Annotated in this window: 18 protein-coding genes; 14 read left to right on the forward strand and 4 right to left on the reverse strand. The window is 67.4% G+C overall.

All coding sequences use genetic code 11. The features are described from left to right. The first annotated feature begins 15 nt into the window (after window positions 1–15). The 4 genes from ACNQR1_RS23270 to ACNQR1_RS23285 all read left to right on the forward strand — a co-directional run bounded on the left by ACNQR1_RS23270 (window position 16) and on the right by ACNQR1_RS23285 (window position 4,008). Window positions 16–1,176: an acyl-CoA dehydrogenase family protein gene (locus ACNQR1_RS23270; RefSeq protein WP_418048054.1), complete on the forward strand. Its 1,161-nt coding sequence runs from the start codon at window positions 16–18 to the stop codon at window positions 1,174–1,176. Further along, complete coding sequence (locus ACNQR1_RS23275) at window positions 1,173–2,438, forward strand: acyl-CoA dehydrogenase family protein (RefSeq protein WP_418048055.1); 1,266 nt, start codon at window positions 1,173–1,175, stop codon at window positions 2,436–2,438. The genes ACNQR1_RS23270 and ACNQR1_RS23275 overlap by 4 nt, the downstream gene beginning before the upstream one ends. 66 nt (window positions 2,439–2,504) lie before the next feature. Next, window positions 2,505–3,098, forward strand: coding sequence for a TetR/AcrR family transcriptional regulator (locus tag ACNQR1_RS23280; protein WP_418048056.1), 594 nt, complete (start codon window positions 2,505–2,507; stop codon window positions 3,096–3,098). Window positions 3,099–3,108: 10 nt separating this feature from the next. Next, window positions 3,109–4,008, forward strand: a complete 900-nt coding sequence (locus tag ACNQR1_RS23285; RefSeq protein ID WP_418048057.1) for a haloalkane dehalogenase — start codon at window positions 3,109–3,111, stop codon at window positions 4,006–4,008. An 11-nt stretch (window positions 4,009–4,019) separates the two neighbouring features. Here ACNQR1_RS23285 and ACNQR1_RS23290 read toward each other — a convergent pair whose 3' ends face one another. Both ACNQR1_RS23290 and ACNQR1_RS23295 read right to left on the reverse strand, forming a co-directional pair. After that, window positions 4,020–5,030 (reverse strand): Rv2578c family radical SAM protein, encoded by a 1,011-nt coding sequence (locus tag ACNQR1_RS23290; RefSeq protein WP_418050467.1) that lies wholly within the window; start codon window positions 5,028–5,030, stop codon window positions 4,020–4,022. A 281-nt stretch (window positions 5,031–5,311) separates the two neighbouring features. Beyond that, on the reverse strand, window positions 5,312–5,746 hold the full coding sequence (locus tag ACNQR1_RS23295) for a hypothetical protein (RefSeq protein WP_418050468.1): 435 nt from the start codon (window positions 5,744–5,746) through the stop codon (window positions 5,312–5,314). Between the two features lie 244 nt (window positions 5,747–5,990). On the opposite strand from ACNQR1_RS23295, the gene urtA reads away from it, so the two are divergent. From urtA to ACNQR1_RS23325, 6 genes are read left to right on the forward strand one after another with little or no spacing between them, the layout of a single operon-like run. Further along, entirely contained in the window at window positions 5,991–7,259 is a 1,269-nt protein-coding gene (gene urtA / locus ACNQR1_RS23300) for an urea ABC transporter substrate-binding protein (protein ID WP_418048058.1), read from the forward strand. A gap of 33 nt (window positions 7,260–7,292) precedes the next feature. Beyond that, window positions 7,293–8,177, forward strand: coding sequence for an urea ABC transporter permease subunit UrtB (urtB, locus tag ACNQR1_RS23305; protein WP_418048059.1), 885 nt, complete (start codon window positions 7,293–7,295; stop codon window positions 8,175–8,177). Then, window positions 8,174–9,325, forward strand: a complete 1,152-nt coding sequence (urtC, locus tag ACNQR1_RS23310; protein ID WP_418048060.1) for an urea ABC transporter permease subunit UrtC — start codon at window positions 8,174–8,176, stop codon at window positions 9,323–9,325. The genes urtB and urtC overlap by 4 nt, the downstream gene beginning before the upstream one ends. Before the next feature lie 56 nt (window positions 9,326–9,381). Continuing rightward, window positions 9,382–10,137, forward strand: a complete 756-nt coding sequence (gene urtD / locus ACNQR1_RS23315) for an urea ABC transporter ATP-binding protein UrtD (protein ID WP_418050469.1) — start codon at window positions 9,382–9,384, stop codon at window positions 10,135–10,137. Continuing rightward, window positions 10,137–10,829, forward strand: a complete 693-nt coding sequence (gene urtE / locus ACNQR1_RS23320; RefSeq protein ID WP_418048061.1) for an urea ABC transporter ATP-binding subunit UrtE — start codon at window positions 10,137–10,139, stop codon at window positions 10,827–10,829. The genes urtD and urtE overlap by 1 nt, the downstream gene beginning before the upstream one ends. Before the next feature lie 55 nt (window positions 10,830–10,884). Beyond that, window positions 10,885–11,430, forward strand: coding sequence for a hypothetical protein (locus tag ACNQR1_RS23325; RefSeq protein WP_418048062.1), 546 nt, complete (start codon window positions 10,885–10,887; stop codon window positions 11,428–11,430). Window positions 11,431–11,445: 15 nt separating this feature from the next. Here ACNQR1_RS23325 and hisS read toward each other — a convergent pair whose 3' ends face one another. Both hisS and ACNQR1_RS23335 read right to left on the reverse strand, forming a co-directional pair. Beyond that, on the reverse strand, window positions 11,446–12,711 hold the full coding sequence (gene hisS / locus ACNQR1_RS23330) for a histidine--tRNA ligase (protein WP_418048063.1): 1,266 nt from the start codon (window positions 12,709–12,711) through the stop codon (window positions 11,446–11,448). Further along, the gene (locus tag ACNQR1_RS23335; RefSeq protein WP_418050470.1) at window positions 12,708–13,361 is read right to left on the reverse strand and encodes an MBL fold metallo-hydrolase; all 654 of its coding nucleotides are present in this window, start codon (window positions 13,359–13,361) and stop codon (window positions 12,708–12,710) included. The genes hisS and ACNQR1_RS23335 overlap by 4 nt, the downstream gene beginning before the upstream one ends. A gap of 120 nt (window positions 13,362–13,481) precedes the next feature. Here ACNQR1_RS23335 and ACNQR1_RS23340 point away from each other — a divergent pair, with 120 nt between their 5' ends. The 4 genes from ACNQR1_RS23340 to ACNQR1_RS23355 all read left to right on the forward strand — a co-directional run bounded on the left by ACNQR1_RS23340 (window position 13,482) and on the right by ACNQR1_RS23355 (window position 18,107). Further along, the gene (locus ACNQR1_RS23340; protein ID WP_418048064.1) at window positions 13,482–14,357 is read left to right on the forward strand and encodes a peptidylprolyl isomerase; all 876 of its coding nucleotides are present in this window, start codon (window positions 13,482–13,484) and stop codon (window positions 14,355–14,357) included. Window positions 14,358–14,445: 88 nt separating this feature from the next. Continuing rightward, entirely contained in the window at window positions 14,446–15,336 is an 891-nt protein-coding gene (locus tag ACNQR1_RS23345; protein ID WP_418048065.1) for a peptidylprolyl isomerase, read from the forward strand. A 66-nt stretch (window positions 15,337–15,402) separates the two neighbouring features. Continuing rightward, window positions 15,403–16,509, forward strand: a complete 1,107-nt coding sequence (locus ACNQR1_RS23350) for a SecDF P1 head subdomain-containing protein (RefSeq protein WP_418048066.1) — start codon at window positions 15,403–15,405, stop codon at window positions 16,507–16,509. Next, window positions 16,506–18,107 carry an HD domain-containing phosphohydrolase gene (locus ACNQR1_RS23355; RefSeq protein WP_418048067.1) on the forward strand — a complete coding sequence of 534 codons (1,602 nt, stop codon included), beginning with the start codon at window positions 16,506–16,508 and terminating at the stop codon, window positions 18,105–18,107. Before ACNQR1_RS23350 ends, ACNQR1_RS23355 begins: the two co-directional genes overlap by 4 nt. The last annotated feature ends 66 nt before the right edge of the window (window positions 18,108–18,173 follow it).

Below are 18,173 nucleotides of genomic sequence, written 5' to 3' on the forward strand. Positions count from 1 at the left end.
AGCTGGGCCGACTCCATGACCGATGTGGCAAATCCCGAACAGATGCTGTTCACCTCCACCGCACAGGCCTTCCTGGAAAAGGAGGTGCCGCTGACCCGGGTGCGTCAACTGCATGCCGACGGCATCGCGTTCGATTCCCAATGGTGGGGCCGTGCAGCGGAATTGGGGTGGGCCAGCCTCCTGGTGCCCGAGGAGCTGGGCGGCGGCAGCCCGTCCGGAGACGGCGTCACCGACCTGGCCCTGCTCGCCGAGCAGGCCGGCCGCACGGTGGCGCCTGGCCCGTTGCACCCGGTCAGCATCGTGCTGGCCGGCCTGGTCGAGGCACCCAGCGGTCATGAGGAATTGATCGAAGCTCTGGTCTCCGGCGAGACCGTGGCGTCCTGGGCGGCCTACGAGCCCAACCGGCCGTTCGGGGCCCTGCAGTCCGCCACCGGCATCGGCACCACGGCCACCCGCACCGAATCGGGGTACCGGATCGACGGCGTGAAGGACCGCGTCGAGGCCGGCGAGCAGAGCGGCACCGTTGTCGTGGTGGCGGTGTGCGACGGCCAGATCCGGCAGTTCGCGGTGCCCACCGACGCGGCCGGGGTCACCGTCACCGCGCAGAAGTCGGTGGACCTGGTCAAGCGTTACGCCCGAGTACGACTCGACGGAGTCGAGGTCGGCGAATCCGCTGCGGTGGGGTCCGCCGAGCAGACACCGGCCATCATCGAACGCCAGCGCCAGGTGGCCCTGCTGCTGCAATGCGCCGAGATCGTCGGAATTCTCGACACGGTGCTCACGATGACCAATCAGTGGCTCACGGACCGCCATAGCTTCGGCCGCCCGTTGGCCTCGTACCAGGCCCTCAAGCATCGCGCCGCCGATATGAAGATGTGGTTTGAGGCTGCGCGAGCCACCACCGCCGGGGCCGTCGCCGCGGTGTCCGGACGCTCACCGGAAGCCCCGAAGCTCGTCAGCGTCGCGAAAGCCTATGTGGCCGAACGTGCTCCCGTGATGCTGCAGGACTGCGTGCAGTTGCACGGCGGCATCGGCGTGACGTGGGAACACGACCTGCATCTGTACCTGCGTAGGGTCGCCCTGTACCGGGCCATGTACGGCTCACCCGAAGACCACCATCGCGCGGTGTACGCATTGAGCCGCAAGACCGACGCAGCCGAGGAGATCGGGGCATGACCGACACCGTGAGCACCCCCGCGACCACAGAGTCTGTCGAAGAGTTCGCCCTGCGCGCCCGGACCTGGCTGGCCGAGAACATGCCGTCCATCGATCCGGAAAACCCCCCGTTCGCGGTGCGCGCCGAAGCCGAATCCTGGGATCGGGCAAAGGAACTGCAGAAGCGACTCCACGAAGGTGGATTCGCAGGCATCTGCTTCCCCCGCGAGTACGGCGGCCTGGGACTCGACTACGCGTATCAGAAAGCGTTCAACGACGAGTGCGTCGCCTACGAGATGCCGTTGATCCTCAACACGCCGTCGTTCACCATCTGTGGCGCGACGATTCTCGACATGGGCAGCGAAGATCAGAAGCGCGAACGCATTTCGGCTGCGATCCGGGGCGACGAGGTGCTCTGCCAGTTGCTGTCCGAACCCAGTGGCGGGTCGGACCTGGCCGGGGTGATCACCCGCGCAGAGCTCAAGGGCGACACGTGGATCATCAACGGCGCCAAGACCTGGAGCACCAGTGCTTTTGCCGCCGACTACGGACTGATGCTGGCCCGCACTGATTGGACCGTGCCCAAACACGAGGGCCTGACCATGTTCCTGGTGCCGCTGAATGCGCCCGGCATCACGATGCGCCGGATCACGGAGGTGAACGGGAACGAGGAGTTCTGCGAGGAGTTCTTCGACAACCTGGAGCTTCCCGCGGACGCCGTGGTGGGCGAGGTCAACGACGGCTGGACCGTCGCCTCCCGCCAGCTGCATCACGAACGTCGGGCGGTCGGAGGCGGTTCCGAGTTCGCGAGCGGGACCGGGGCCGAGAACGCGAACGAGATGCCGCCGGACCACATCGGCCTCGCCGAGCTCACCGGACAGGGTGACGACGCCCGGGTCCAGGATCTGGCCGGGCGCGCCCTGGTGCGGCGCATCGTCAAGAAACAGCTGATCGATCACGTCGGCAACGCCATCGGCAACGGTTCCCTGCCACCGAACGCCGGCACCTTGATCCGACTGTTCCACGCCGAGACCACCGAACTCGAGGTCGATACCGCGTTGGCCATCGCAGAAACCGCCGGTGTGGTCGACGAGGGCATCGACGAGGTTCCCGGCCTCCTCGACATCGGGATCCGTTATCTGTCCCGCCAGACCGGGTCGTTGGGCGGCGGCAGCTCGGAGATGGCGCGCAATGTCATCGGCGAGCGGATTCTCGGCTTCCCACGCGAACACGCGGCCGACCGCGGCGTGCCGTTCAATCAGGTCAAGCGCAACAAGAGCTGACCTGGCCGGCCTCACCGGAAGAGGCCTTCACATGATGCCCGTCATGTGATTAGCATGATGGGCATCATGCGAAATCCAGCGACGAAGCGTGCCGACGGCAAGCAGGAATCTCAGGACCGGATCCTCGATGCCGCGGCCCGCAGGCTCCGCCAAGAAGGACTGACCGGTGCAGGCATCGCCGCGGTCATGCGCGACGCCGGACTGACCCACGGCGCCTTCTACTCCCACTTCGACACCAAGGACGAGCTCGCCGGTGCGGCCTTCGCCCATGCCATCGGCACCGGTCGCCCACGCTGGATCAAACCCGCACACGGTGAATCCTGGCGGGCCCGCCTGACCGGCCTGGCAAAGCGCTACCTCACCCCGGCGCACCGCGACGACCTCGCGACCAGCTGCGCCTTCGCCGCCCTGGGCTCCGAGGCAGCCCGCGGATCCGACGAATTTCGTGCCGCGTACGAACGCGAGCTGCGGACATCCCTGTCTGCGATCTGCGGCGACGACACCGATCCCGAACGGTTCGACGAGGCCATCGCACTGATGGCGCTCTGCGTCGGGGGCATGACCCTGGCCAGGGCAGTCGCCGATCCCGAGTTCTCCGCGCGCATCCTGCACTGCGCGCGGGCCGCCGCCGCCACAGTTGCCGACGACCGATCACATTGAGGAGCACGCCATGGTCAGCGCTGAACCGTACGGAAAGCTGCAGTACACCGAGGTCAACGGCAAGCAGATGGCTTACATCGACGAGGGTGAAGCCGCGGCCGTTTCGGCCATCGTGTTCCAGCACGGCAATCCCACCTCGTCGTACCTGTGGCGCAACGTGATGCCGCACCTGGAAGGCCTCGGCCGGCTGGTGGCATGCGATCTGATCGGCATGGGCGGCTCGGACAAGCTCGATGGTTCCGGCCCGGACCGTTACCACTATGCGGAGCAGCGCGACTACCTGTTCAAGCTCTGGGACTCACTGGATCTGGGAGACCGGGTGGTGCTCGTCCTGCACGACTGGGGATCGGCACTGGGCTTCGACTGGGCCAACCAGCATCGCGACCGCGTGGCCGGGATCGCCTACATGGAGGCCATCGCGTCTCCGATGACGTGGGCGGATTGGCCCGACCCGGTGCGGGAGGTCTTCCAGGGTTTCCGCTCCCCCGGCGGCGAGTCGATGGTCTTGGAACACAACATGTTTGTCGAAGGCGTACTACCAGGGGCGATCCGACGCACCCTGACCGACGAGGAGATGGACCACTACCGCGCTCCGTTCCGCGAACCGGGTGAAGACCGCAGGCCCACGCTGTCGTGGCCCCGGAACATCCCGGTCGACGGTGAGCCCGCCGACGTCGTCGCCATCGTCGAGGACTACGGCAACTGGCTCAAGACCAGCGACGTCCCCAAACTCTTCGTCAACGCCGAACCCGGCGCGATCATGCGCGGGCGCATCCGTGAATTCGTGCGGAGCTGGCCGAACCAGACCGAGGTGACAGTTGCCGGTTCGCATTTCATCCAGGAAGACAGCCCCGACGAGATCGGTGCAGCCGTAGCGGATTTCGTTCGCACGCTCAGCAACGGAACGTAGCGACCGACCGTTCAGAACAGTGTCGGCTGCGCCGGCACCGGCTCCCCCACCATCGGCGGTGCCGGCACCATCCGCGCCGGCCGGGCCAGGCCGTGGCGGGCGACCAGCGGCGCGACCCGCGCCCTCAGCATGTCCCGGTAATCCGCGGGCAGATATGCCCCGCGCCGGTACAGCCGCTGATACTCGCCGACGAGATCAGGACGTGAGCGTCCCAGCCAATCCATGAACCAACCCCGTGTCGACCCACGCAGATGCAGACCGAAAACGGTCACCCCGCTCGCGCCGGCCGCCGCGATCCGGCCGAGCAGCGCGTCCAGATGTCCGACCGAATCGGTCAGGTGGGGCAACACCGGCGCGACCATGACATGGCACTCCAGGCCCGCCTCACGGATCGCGGAGATCAAGCCGAGGCGCGCCTGCGGTGAGGGTGTCCCCGGCTCGACATCGCGGTGCAGATCGTCGTCGCCGATCGCGAGCGACACCGCCACGCTGACCGGCACCCGGTCGGCGGCCTCGGCGATCAAACCCAGGTCCCGGCGCAGCAGTGTGCCCTTGGTCAGGATCGAGAACGGAGTACCGGAATCCGCCAGCGCCGCGATGATTCCGGGCATCAGCGCGTAGCGGCCCTCGGCCCGCTGATACGGGTCGGTGTTGGTGCCCAGCGCAACCGTCTCCCGGTTCCAGGACGGGCGGCGCAGTTCGCGGCGGAGTACCTCGGCGACATTGGTCTTGACCACCACCTGCGTGTCGAAATCCGAGCCGCAATCGAGGTCCAGGTATTCGTGGGTGGGTCGAGCGAAACAGTAGCGGCAGGCATGGCTACAGCCGCGATAGCCGTTGACGGTGAAGTGGAACGGCAGCGCGGACGCGGCCGGCACCTTGTTGAGGGCCGATTTGCACAGCACCTCGTGGAAGGTCATGCCCTCGAACTGCGGGGAGCGGACGCTTCGGACGAAACCGACCCGTTGCAGGCCGGGCAATGCCCCGTCGTCGACTCCGACCGCTTGCCCATCCCACCGCACACAGTCATCGAACATGTGTTCGATGGCGATGTCAAGGTAATTCCAGCCGTGTCGAGGCCCTGGCCCGGACGAGGAACGCAACAGATAGGACTGGGTGCGCCGATGCCGCGGTTTCGGGTACGACATCGGCGCGCGCCGTGGGCGCTTGCCCAGTCAATCGCACATCGGGCCGGAAGCGGAACCGCCCGACGCGCACTTGATTATCGAACAACAGTTCGAGTGCGCCGTCAAGGCGGATCTCAGTTGGTGGGAATGTCGGCGCTGAGCTGCAGTCGGGTCGACTACCACTGCCCGAGCTGGCAGCGCGGGCTGTAGGGATGGTCGTTCTGGACGGCGATCTGACCGTCGATGGCGATCTCGCAGTGCGCGTTGGGCTCGGCCCGGCCACCGTGCGTGGTGCTCGCGACGGTGAAGATCGCCCACTGCGGATCGGCAAGGGTGGTTTCGAACACCCACGGTGCGTCAGGACCGACGTTCACCGTCGCCTTCTGCAGGTACTTGTACGCGTCGGCGTTGTAGGCGTCCTTGCTCGCGGGCTGCGTGGTCAGGTAGTAGAGGTCGAACTCGTAAGGTGCGCCGGAGGTCAGCGTGTACTTGACCTTGTGGCCCTGGGCGTCCGGTTCCGCATACGACGTTGCGCTCGAGACCGCCATACCCGCGGCCGCCAGTACCAGCGCCGCACCGACCGTGGTTGTCGCTTTTCGCATGTTCGTCATACCCGTCATATCCCAGCAGGCTACCGCCTTGTTACAGGTGCGACCAACGGGTCTGGTGACACCGCGCCAACGGCAGACCAACTCGCCCTAGCTTGAGGTTAATTTGTTTGTCACACACAGACATTTCCCAGTAACAGCGGCGCTCTAACGTCCCGATTCGACACGCGCACAGTGTGTTCAACCTCTTGCACGCCGCCGATCGTGATCGGCCGAGAAGCGCTGCATTCAAAGGGAAAGGTCGCCCATGCGAGATCCAGGACGTGCCCCGTTGCGCCGGTCGACGCTAGCCGCAGGGAGTTTGATCGCAGTCGCCGGCTTGCTGTTGGCGGGCTGCGGCAGCCGGGCGAGCGACACCGACACAGCAAACGCGGCATCCTGCGTGGACACATCCGGCCCGAAGATCAAGGTCGGATCGTTGAACTCGCTGTCGGGCACTATGGCCATTTCCGAGGTGACGGTGCGCGACGCGATCAAGCTCGCGGTCGAGGAGATCAACACCAAGGGCGGCGTTCTGGGCAAACAGATCGAGCTGATCGGTGAGGACGGGGCCTCGGAGCCCACGGTGTTCGCCGAGAAGGCCGAGAAGTTGATCAGCAGCGACTGTGTCGCGGCGGTGTTCGGTGGCTGGACGTCGTCGAGCCGCAAGGCCATGCTCCCGGTGTTCGAGAGCGCCAACGCCCTGCTGTACTACCCGGTGCAGTACGAGGGCCTTGAGTCGAGCAAGAACATCTTCTACACCGGCGCGACCACCAACCAGCAGATCGTCCCGGCGCTGGACTACCTCAAGGAGAAGGGCGTCAAGTCGCTCTACCTCGTGGGCAGCGACTATGTGTTCCCGCAGACCGCCAACCGGATCATCAAGGCCTACGCCAAGGAGAACGGCATCGAGATCAGGGGCGAGGACTACACGCCGCTGGGTTCGACCGACTTCTCCACCATCGTCAACAAGGTCCGCAGTGCCGACGCCGACGCCGTGTTCAACACCCTCAACGGTGACTCGAACGTGGCGTTCTTCCGCGAGTACCGCAACGTCGGCCTGACCCCGCAGCAGATGCCCGTGGTCTCGGTCTCGATCGCCGAGGAAGAGGTCGGCGGGATCGGCGTGCAGAACGTCATCGGCCAGCTGACCGCGTGGAACTACTACCAGACGATCGACACACCGGTGAACAACGCCTTCGTCAAGGCCTACAAGGACTTCGTCAAGGATCCCAAGAAGCCGACCTCGGACCCCATGGAAGCCGCCTATGTGTCGGTCTACCTGTGGAAGAACACCGTCGAGAAGGCCAAGTCGTTCGACGTCGCGGCGATTCAGGAGAACGCCGACGGCGTCAGCTTCGACGCCCCGGAAGGCAAGGTCACGATCGACGGCGAGAACCACCACATCACCAAGACCGCACGGATCGGCGAGATCCGGCCCGACGGGCTGATCTACACGATCTGGGAGTCCAAGGGGCCGATCGATCCGGACCCGTACCTGAAGTCCTACCCCTGGGCCGCGGGGCTGTCCGGCTAGAGACGAGCGAAGCGACGGGGAACTGAACACAGCATGGACATCCTCATCGGCCAGCTGGCAACAGGATTGAGCCTCGGCTCGATCCTGTTGCTGGCCGCACTCGGCCTGTCCCTGACCTTCGGCCAGATGGGCGTCATCAACATGGCGCACGGCGAATTCATCATGGCGGGCTGCTACACCGCCTATGTGGTGCAGCAGGTGATCACCAATGCCGGCGCCTCACTGTTGATCTCGCTGCTGGTCGGGTTCCTCATCGGTGGCGCCATGGGCGCTCTGCTGGAGGTGACGCTGATCCGGCGGATGTACCACCGTCCGCTGGACACGCTGCTCGTCACCTTCGGCGTCGGCCTGATCCTGCAACAGGTCGCGCGCGACATCTTCGGTGCGCCCGCGGTCAATGTGGTTGCTCCGGAATGGCTCTCGGGTGGCGTCGAGATTCTCGGCGCCGTGGTGCCCAAGACCCGCATCTTCATCCTGGTGCTGGCCGTCGTGTGCGTTGCGGTGCTCGCCACCGTGCTCAAGACGAGCCCGATGGGGCGGCGGATCCGGGCGGTGGTCCAGAACCGCGATCTGGCCGAGACCAGTGGTATCTCGTCACGCAGAACCGACATCACCACCTTCTTCATCGGCTCGGGGCTGGCCGCCGTGGCCGGTGTGGCGCTGACGCTCATCGGCTCCACCAGCCCGACCATCGGCCAGAGCTTCCTGATCGATGCGTTCCTGGTGGTGGTGGTCGGCGGCCTCGGCCAGATCAAGGGCACGGTGATCGCTGCGTTGGCGTTGGGCTTCTTGAACTCGTTCATCGAATACAGCACCACCGCGTCGCTGGCCAAGGTGATCGTGTTCGCCATCATCGTGATCTTCCTGCAGGTGCGCCCGCAGGGATTGTTCACAGTTCGGACCAGGAGTCTGGTATGAGCGCACTGACACAAGGAGTACGGACCAACCTGGGCCGCTGGCAGACGTGGGCCGGGTTCGGCGCCGCCGCGGTGGTGCTGTTCGGCGTGGCACCAGCGGTTCTGTCGGACTTCCGGCTCAGCCTGCTGGGTAAGTTCCTGTGCTTCGCGATCGTCGCGGTGGGCATCGGATTGGCCTGGGGCCGTGGCGGAATGCTGGTACTCGGGCAGGGCGTGTTCTTCGGCCTGGGCGGCTACATGATGGGCATGCACCTCAAGATCGCCGACGCCGAGATCCGCGGCCACGACGTGCCCGACTTCATGCAGATCGCCGGGGTACGGCACCTGCCCGGTTACTGGGAGCCGTTCGCCTCACCCGCGTTCACGTTGCTGGCAATCCTGTTGCTGCCAACAGGAGTCGCGGCCCTGCTCGGCTTCGGCGTGTTCAAGCGCCGGGTCAAGGGCGCCTATTTCGCGATCCTGTCGCAGGCACTGGCCGCGGCGCTGGCGATCCTGCTGGTCGGCCAGACCAGCCTCGGCGGCAGCAACGGGTTGACCAATTTCCGAACCTTCTTCGGGTTCAACCTCAATGACCCGACCAACAAGCGGATGGTGTATTTCATCGCGGCAGCCACCCTGCTGATCGTGGTCGCCGTGGTGCGTCAACTGATGTACAGCCGCTACGGCGAATTGCTGGTCGCGGTGCGCGACGGTGAGGAACGCGTGCGGTTCCTGGGCTACGACCCGGCCAACATCAAGGTGGTGGCCTACACCCTGGCCGCCTTGTTCGCCAGCATCGCCGGTGCGCTGTTCGTGCCGATCGTCGGATTCATCGCGCCGTCCCAGGTCGGTGTCGTGCCCTCCATCGCATTCCTGATCGGAGTCGCGATCGGCGGGCGCACCACGCTGCTCGGCCCGGTCCTCGGCGCTGTCGGCGTGGCCTGGGCCCAAACCCTGTTCTCCGAACGGTTTCCGTCAGGGTGGATCTACGCCCAGGGCCTGTTGTTCATCGTCGTGGTCGGGTTCTTCCCCGCAGGCCTGGCCGGGCTCGGTGTGCTGTTCTCGCGATGGCGGCACAGCCGGTCGGCCAAACCGGATGCCGAGGGGTCCCGGCCCGAGACGGCATCGGACACCGATCCCGATACCGAGAAAGTAGGTGCCGCATCGTGACCGGAACCGAGCAGGCCACCGAGGCGCCCGAGCCGGTGGCGGGCGGCAACGCCGGCATGGGTGCCGAGTATCTGGAAGTCCGCGGTCTCACAGTCGATTTCGACGGGTTCAAGGCGGTCAGTGACGTCGACCTCACCCTGTTCCAGGGAGATCTGCGATTTCTGATCGGACCCAACGGTGCCGGCAAGACGACCGTCATCGACGCCATCACCGGGCTGGTGGGTGCCACCGGTTCGGTGAACAAGTCGGGTGTGGAACTGCTGGGCAAGAAAGTGCACCAGATCGCCCGGCTGGGCGTGGGCCGCACATTTCAGACCGCGAGCGTGTTCGAACAACTCACGGTGCTGCAGAACCTCGACATCGCCGCGGGCGCGAGCCGTTCACCCTGGACCCTGCTGCGCCGCCGACGCGGGATCCTCCCCGCGATCGAGGAAGCCCTGGAAACCACCGGGCTGACGGATCTGGCGGATCAGCCGGCGGGCGTGCTGGCTCACGGGCAGAAGCAGTGGCTGGAGATCGGCATGCTGCTGGTGCAGAACGCCGATGTCCTGCTGCTCGACGAACCGGTGGCCGGCATGAGCCACGAGGAACGTGAGGAGACCGGAAACCTGTTGCGCCGCATCGGCGGAACCCGCACCGTGGTGGTCGTCGAGCACGACATGGACTTCATGCGCGCGTTCGCCACCTCGGTGACGGTGCTGGCCCGCGGCCAGGTGATCGCCGAGGGTTCGGTGGCCGAGGTGCAGGCCAACCCGAAGGTTCAAGAGGTCTACCTCGGCACCGCCGCGGCCGGCGTGGAAGGAATCTCCTGATGCTCGAACTGCTCGATGTCCGAACCGGTTACGGCCGATCCGAGGTGATCCACGGTGCGAGCATCGCGGTGCCGTCCGACGGTGTCGCCGCGGTGATGGGTCACAACGGCGCGGGTAAGACGACCCTGTTGAGGGCGGCTGTGGGGCTGCTCAAATGCACTGCGGGCAAGGTACTTTTCGACGGTGACGACATCACCAGGCTGCGCCCGAGCGCCCGGGTGGCCCGCGGCCTGGCGTACGTGCCCCAGGGGCAGCAGTCCTTCGGCCAGCTGACCACCGCGGAGAATCTTCAGGTGGTCGCCGACGGCCGGCGTAACGGCAAGGCGCTGATCGACGAGCAGCTGGACCTGTTCCCGGCCCTCAAGGAGTTGCTCAACCGACGGGCCGGCCTCCTGTCGGGCGGGCAGCGACAACAGCTCGCGATCGCCCGGGCATTGATCACCAGCCCCAAGTGCCTGATCCTCGACGAGCCGACCGAGGGTATCCAGCCGTCGGTGGTGGCCGAGATCGAAGCCGCGATCACCTCGCTGACCGCGCGCGGCGATCTGGGTGTGCTGCTGGTCGAACAGCACATCGGGTTCGCGCTGGAATCCGCTCAGCGCTACTACATCCTGGAGTCCGGCCGCATCACCTCAAGCGGCACAGGAGGCTCGACCTCGGAGGCCGACGTCCGCGCCGCCATGGCCATCTGACCCCAACGTCGGCATTTCCCGCACGCTCGCAGTGTCGTACGTGCACACTTCGACCATGACCCCACCCGTGCAGTACCGGGTCCTTGCCGAAACCGGCGGAACGGTCGTGGCCGAACAGGGCCCGCTGGTGGTCGTCATCGACCGGGGCACAGGTCCGCTGGCGACAACGGCCTTCGTCCTCGGAGTGTTCGCAGTCGTGTTCGGCGGGTTCGGTGCGGTCACCCTCGCACTCGCCGCCGGGGGCGGTTCCGGTGTTCCTCCGGGGGTGAGCGCGGTGTTCCTCGCCGTCGGTCTGGCTTTCGGCTTCGCGACCGCCGCCGTGGTGCGCCGGATCAAGGCGAACAACAGGCGACCGCTGACCGGCTACCGGCCGGTGGCCGTACTCGACCGGGCGCGCGGCGTGCTCGCCGACGCCGACGGCACGGTGCTGGCCCCGCTGTCACACGTGCGGTTCCACAACCGGATGCAGCTGGGCTCCAGCTCGCCCAAGCTGGTCGCCACCACGCCGAGCGGCGATCGGATCCTGAAGCGGGGCAATCCTTTCAACGGCGGTATCGGTAACCTCGACGAAGTGCTCACCGTCGTGGTGCACGGCCACTGAACGAGCTGCTACCCGCTACCGGGCCAGGCGGGAAAGTACCTCGGCGACAACGGAATCCGCCGCCACATCGACCTGCTCTCCGGTCGAGAGATCCTTCAGCCCGATTGTGCCGGCCTCGATGTCACGGTCACCTGCGACGAGCGCGTACCTGGCGCCCGAGCGGTCGGCCGCCTTCATCGCGCCCTTGAGCCCGCGGTCGCCGTAGGCCAGATCCACCCGCACCCCGCCGGCCCGCAGCCGCGCGGCCAGTTTGGCCAGTTCCAGCTTGGCGGCCTCACCCAGCGGCACGCCGAACACCTCGACACCGCCTGCACCGGTCACCGTCTTGCCCTCGGCCTGCAGGGCCAGCAGCGTCCGGTCGACGCCGAGCCCGAATCCGATCCCGGACACGTCCTGCCCGCCGAGCCGGCTCATGAGGCCGTCGTAACGGCCACCGCCGCCGATACCGGACTGCGCGCCCAGGCCGTCGTGCACGAACTCGAACGTGGTCTTGGTGTAGTAGTCCAGGCCGCGCACCATCCGCGGGTTGATCACATACGGCACGCCCAGAGCGTCGAGGTGCGCCTGCACCACCTCGAAGTGGGCCTTGGCGCTGTCCGAGAGGTGGTCGAGCATCAGGGGCGCGTCCGCCGTCATCTCCCGCACCTGGGGCCGCTTGTCGTCGAGCACGCGCAGCGGGTTGATCTCGGCGCGTCGCCGGGTCTCCTCGTCGAGATCGAGCTTGAACAGGAACTCCTGCAGCAGCTCGCGGTACGCGGGCCGGCAGGTGTCATCGCCCAGCGAGGTGAGCTCGAGGCGGAAGCCGTCCAGGCCCAGGGACCGGAATCCGGCGTCGGCCACCGCGATCACCTCGGCGTCCAGCGCCGGGTCGTCGACCCCGATCGCCTCCACCCCGACCTGCTGCAGCTGCCGGTACCGGCCCGCCTGCGGACGTTCGTACCGGAAGAACGGCCCCGAATAGCACAGCTTGACCGGCAGCGCCCCGCGGTCGAGGCGGTGCTGGATCACCGCGCGGATCACGCCGGCGGTGCCCTCCGGACGCAGGGTCACCGACCGGTCACCCCGGTCGGCGAACGTGTACATCTCCTTGGACACCACATCGGTGGACTCGCCCACACCGCGGGCGAACAGCGCGGTGTCCTCGAAGATCGGCAGCTCGATATCGCCGTAGCCGGCGCGGCGCGCCGACGCCAGCAGTCCGTCCCGGACCGCCACGAACTGCGCCGATTCCGGCGGTAGGTAATCGGGCACGCCCTTGGGCGCCTGGAATGCAGATGTCACAGAGTCAAACCTTCGAGAAACGGGTTGGTGCGGCGTTCGTGCCCGATGGTCGTGCGCGGGCCGTGTCCTGGTAATACCACGGTGTCGTCGTCGAGTACCAACAGCTTTGTCACGATCGACTCGAGCAGGTCGCGTCCGCTGCCACCGGGCAGGTCGGTACGGCCCACCGAGGACCGGAACAGCGTATCGCCCGTGAAAACCAGGTCGTCGGCGTGGAACACCACCGATCCCCTGGTGTGTCCCGGAGCGTGACGGACGGTGACCGAGACGCCGCCGAAGTCGAGTGTCTGACCGTCTTTGTCCAGCTCGACCACCTGTTTGGGCTCGGAGAACAGCACGCCGAACGCGAGCTGGGCCAGCCGGGGACCGAATCCCCTGATCGGATCGGTCAGCATGAACCGGTCCTCGGGGTGGATGTAGACGGGGCAGCCATAGGTGTCGGCCACCTTCTGAGCCGACCAGATGTGATCGACGTGACCGTGGGTCAGCAGGACGGCTGCCGGCGTCAGGCGGTTCTCGTCGAGAATCAGGCGCAGCCGGTCCATGGCCCGCTGGCCAGGATCGACGACGATCGCGTCGGCCCCTGGCCCCTCGGCCAGGACATAGCAGTTGCACGCCAGCATCCCGGCCGGAAATCCGGTGATGAACACGGCCCCAGTTTCCCACGGCCGCACCGCCACCTGCGGTTCCCGCGGGTCGCAGGCCCGGCGCCCAGGTTCGCCTGGCAGACTCGTCACCGATCCCGACCGCCCACAAGGAGGACTGCTGCGGTGCCGACCAACCAAGAACGGCGTGAGACCGCCAAGCGCAAGCTGGAGGAACAGCTGGAGCGCCGCGCCGCCCAGGAACGCAAACGACGCATCGTGACCATCGCGGGCTCCGCCGTCGCGGCCGTCGTGATCATCGGGGCCGTCGTGGCCACGTTCGTGTTCACCAGCAAGGACTCGGGAAGCACCACCGCCTCGGCGGAGACCACCACCGCAACCTCCGGAGCGCCGGCCCAGCCTGCCGCCAACGGTCAGCTCCCTGCCTTCGTCGCACCCGCCGACCTCGGCGCCAACTGCCAGTACCCGGCCGCCAGCGCGGCCAGCAAGCAGAACACGCCCCCGCGCACCGGCAAGGTTCCCACCGATCCGGCCACGGTCAGCGTCAGCATGGTCACCACCCAGGGCAACATCGGGCTGCAGCTCGACAACGGCAAGGCACCGTGCACGGTCAACAGCTTCGCCAGCCTGGCAGGGCAGAACTACTTCAACGACACCCCGTGCCACCGGCTGACCACCGGCGGCCTGTCGGTCCTGCAGTGCGGTGACCCGACCGGTCAGGGCACCGGCGGCCCCGGCTACCAGTTCGCCAACGAGTACCCGACCAACCAGTACCAGCCGGACAACCCGGCACTGCAGCAGCCGGTGCTCTACCCCCGCGGCACGCTGGCCATGGCCAACGCCGGGCCGAACACCAATGGCAGCCAGTTCTTCCTGGTGTACCAGGACTCGCAGCTGCCCCCCGGCTACACCGTGTTCGGCAAGATCGACGACACCGGCCTGGCCACCCTGGACAAGATCGCCGCAGCCGGTGTCGCCGGCGGCGGACCGGACGGCAAGCCGGCACTGGACGTCCAGCTGAAGTCCGTGGCCCTGGACTAGGTACGGGAGCAATTTGACTGCCCCGCCCCCTTACGGCGGTTACCAGGGATATCCGGCTGGTCCTCCCCCGTCCGCCCAGACCAACGGCATGGCGGTCGCGTCGCTGGTGTGCGCGGTCCTGTTCGCGCCGCTGGGCATCGTCTTCGGACACCTCTCGCTGTCGCAGATCAAACGCAGCGGTGAGCAGGGCCGTGGCATCGCGATCGCGGGCCTGGTCATCGGGTACGTGATGACGGCGCTGGCGATCGTGGCCGTGGTGCTGACCGTGGTGTTCGCCATCCTCGTGGTCAAGGCCGCGGAGGACATGCCCCGGCACGACCGGTACACGGCCGCGCCGGGTTCGGAGCGGGAACTGCCCGCGTTCGCGCCGCCGGCCAACCTCGGCGCCAACTGCCAGTACCCGGCGACCACGGAGCCGGCCGCCAGGTCGGCCAAACCACCGCGCACCGGCGCCGTGCCGACGGAACCGGCCACGGTGGAAGCCGGGCTCGTCACCGATCGCGGCAGCATCGGCCTCAAGCTGGCCAACGGCAAGGCGCCGTGCACGGTGAACAACTTCGCCAGCCTGGCGGCACAGGGATTCTTCGACGGCACCCGGTGCCACCGGCTGACCACCGGAGACCTCGCGGCACTGCAGTGCGGTGACCCGTCGGGCAGCGGCACCGGCGGGCCCGGGTATCGCTTCCCCAACGAGTACCCGACCAACCAGTACCGGCTCTCCGACCCCGCGCTGCGGCAGCCGGTCGTCTACCCGCGCGGCACCGTGGCGATGGCAAACTCCGGTCCCGGTACCAACGGCAGCCAGTTCTTCCTGGTGTACGAGGATTCCCTGCTGCCGCCGACGTACGCCGTGTTCGGCACGGTCGACACGACCGGGCTGGCCACCCTCGACGCGATCGCCGACGGCGGGGTTGCCGACGGCAGCGACGACGGCGAGCCCGCCACACCGGTGACGATCAAATCGGCGAGCGTGGGCTGAGCCCGGTCCTGGCGACATAGGGTTGGCCCATCGCAGCACAGTGTCTGCGGCGGTGAGGAGATGCCGGTGTCGTTCGCACAGCCTGTGCCCGCAGTCCCGCCCGCGTTCCCGTCCAATTCCCCGCCACGCGGTGGCCTGACCCCCGTGGCCAGATTCCTGGCGATACTGGCACTGGCGGTGCTGATCGCGGGCTATGCGCTGGCGGTGTTCCTCACCAGGCAGGTCTGGTCGGACCGGGACGGCATCCGGTTGACGCTCAGCGTCCAGGCCAAGGACGGCTGGGCGCTGTCCGCCGACACCGTCCAGCAAGCGATCACCGCCACCGATTCCCGGTTGGACGATCACGGGGTCGCCGACGCCGAGATCGTGGCCGACGGCAACAACGTCGTCGCCACCTTTCCCCGTCGTGGGCTCGACGCGGCGGCACTCAAGGTGATGTTCGGCCCGGGCGAGGCGAAGACCTTGTATGTGCGGCCGGTGATCCACGCGATACCGGCCAAGAAGTCGCCGCCGTCAGGCACGAGTCCGACCCCGGCGGTCGAACCGGCACAACGCATCGCCGACGAGAAGGAGCTGCGGCAGGGCACCAATCCCTCGATCCAGATCCTGGCGCTCCAGTTCCAGGCCACCCGCTGCGGCGACGACGACGTGCTCGCCGGGCACGACGATCCCAAGCTGCCGCTGGTCACCTGCTCCGCCGACGGCCAGACGGTCTATCTGCTCGCGAAGTCGATTCTCGGCGGCGATCAGATCGAGAGCGCCGAACCAGGCACCGACTCGGCGGGCCGGCACGTCATCGATCTGCAGTTCGACAACGACGCCGCGCTGGCCTGGGCGGACTTCACCGAGGCCAACATCGGCACTCAGGCGGCGTTCACCGTCGACACCCGGGTGCTGAGCGCGCCCTCGATTCGCGAACGGATTCCCAACGGCGGCACCCAGATCAGTGGGGACTTCGACGAGAGTTCAGCGCGCGCCCTGTCCGACGCGATCAATCGCGGCGCGTCGCCGGTGGCCCTGACCTACGTGTCTGCCAGTGACGAAAAGCTGCCGGTGACAATGCTTTCCATGCTGATCCGGGTGGCGGTGATCGTCGCGGGCATCGGTGTGGCGCTCGTGGTGATCGGCACCGTGGTGTATCTGCTGCGGGCTCGGCGCGGCAGACCGGTGTGAGGCAGGATCCCGTGCGCGCCGGCATGGACGACGGTCACCGGGACTCGGGCATCTCTCTGGCCGAGCTGCTGGCCGCGTTCTCGTTCGCGATGGATCTGGGCCTGGGCCAGCCGATGGAGCACGTATTGCGGTCCTGGCGGCTCGCGTCCCGCCTGGGTGAGCGCGTCGGGCTGGTCGCCGAGCAGCGGGCCGACCTGTACTACACGGCGGTGCTGGCCTGGGTGGGCTGCATCGCCGACGCACCCGAGGTATCGGCCTGGTTCGGCGACGACATCGCATTTCGGGCCGACAGCTACCGCGTCGACCTGCGTGGACTGGGCGGCGCGACATTCATGCTGTCGCATGCCGGTTCGGCCGGTCCGCTGCGAAACCGGGTACGCAAGACCGCGACGCTCATCGCCACCGGCGGCCGCGACATCGAGCAGGGACTGATGTCGCACTGCCTGAACACCTCGACGATGGCCGAGAGACTCGGTCTCGACCCCGCAGTCGGTGACGCACTGCGTCAGTTCTTCGCCCGGTGGGACGGCAACGGGGTGCCCGCAGGCCTCGGCGGTGAGGCGATCGCCCTGCCGATGAGGCTCTTTCACCTCGCCGACGTCGCCGAGGTGGTGCACCGCGACGCCGGGGTGGACGCCGCGGTCCATGTCGCCACGTCGCGTCGCGGCACCCAGTTCGACCCGGCCGTGGTCGACGCGTTCTGCGCCGCGGCGCCCGATCTGCTGTCCGGCGACGATGACGAATCGGACTGTCACGCACTGATCGCGGCCGAGCCCGCGCTGCAGCGGCGACTCACCGAGGATCAACTCGACTCGGCCCTGGAGGCGTTCGCCGATTTCACCGACCTGCGATCGCCGCACCGCGCCGGGCATTCTCGAGGCGTGGCCGAACTCGCCGCGCAGGCCGCGAAGGTCGCCGGGCTGACGGGCAGCGACGCCGTCCTGGTGCGCCGCGCCGCCTTGTTACACGACATCGGCCTGCACGGCGTCCCCGCCTCCGTCATGGACAAGCCCGGGAAGCTCAGTGCCGCCGACCATGAGCGGCTGCGGCTGAGTTCGTACTACACCGAGCGGGTTTTGGCACGACCCGCCCCGGTGGCGCGCATCGGGGCGGTGGCAGCGCTGGCCTATGAACGCATGGACGGCTCGGGGGCGCACCGCGGGCTGTCAGGATCGTCGATCCCGGTGACCGGACGCATCCTGGCCGCAGCGGATTGCTACCGCGCCATGACTGAGCCGCGGCCATATCGAGAAGCGTTGTCCGCCAAGGCCGCCGTCGCTGAACTGCGGGCCGAGGTCCGGCGAGGACGGCTGGACGCGGCGGCTGTGGACGCCGTCCTCGAAGCCGCGGGCGGGCCCCGGCATCGACGACGCGTGGGCCCAGACGGGTTGACGCCGAGGGAAATCGAAGTGCTCGGGCTGATCGCCCGTGGTGCGTCGACCCGGCAGGTCGCGAGCAGGCTCGGGATCAGCCCGAAGACGGCAGGCACCCACATCGAGCGCATCTACACCAAGACCGGGTCGTCGACGCGCAGCACCGCAACGCTCTACGCCATCACGCACGGCCTGCTCGACACACTGGTCGAGGCCGAAAAGTAGGGCGAATGCCCGACGACACCGGGCTTGCGGGCTCCTAGCGTTCACCTCACGAGAAGAACCAGAACG

The sequence above is a fragment of the Mycobacterium sp. 48b genome (assembly GCF_048282725.1).
In the GTDB taxonomy this organism is placed as follows: domain Bacteria; phylum Actinomycetota; class Actinomycetes; order Mycobacteriales; family Mycobacteriaceae; genus Mycobacterium.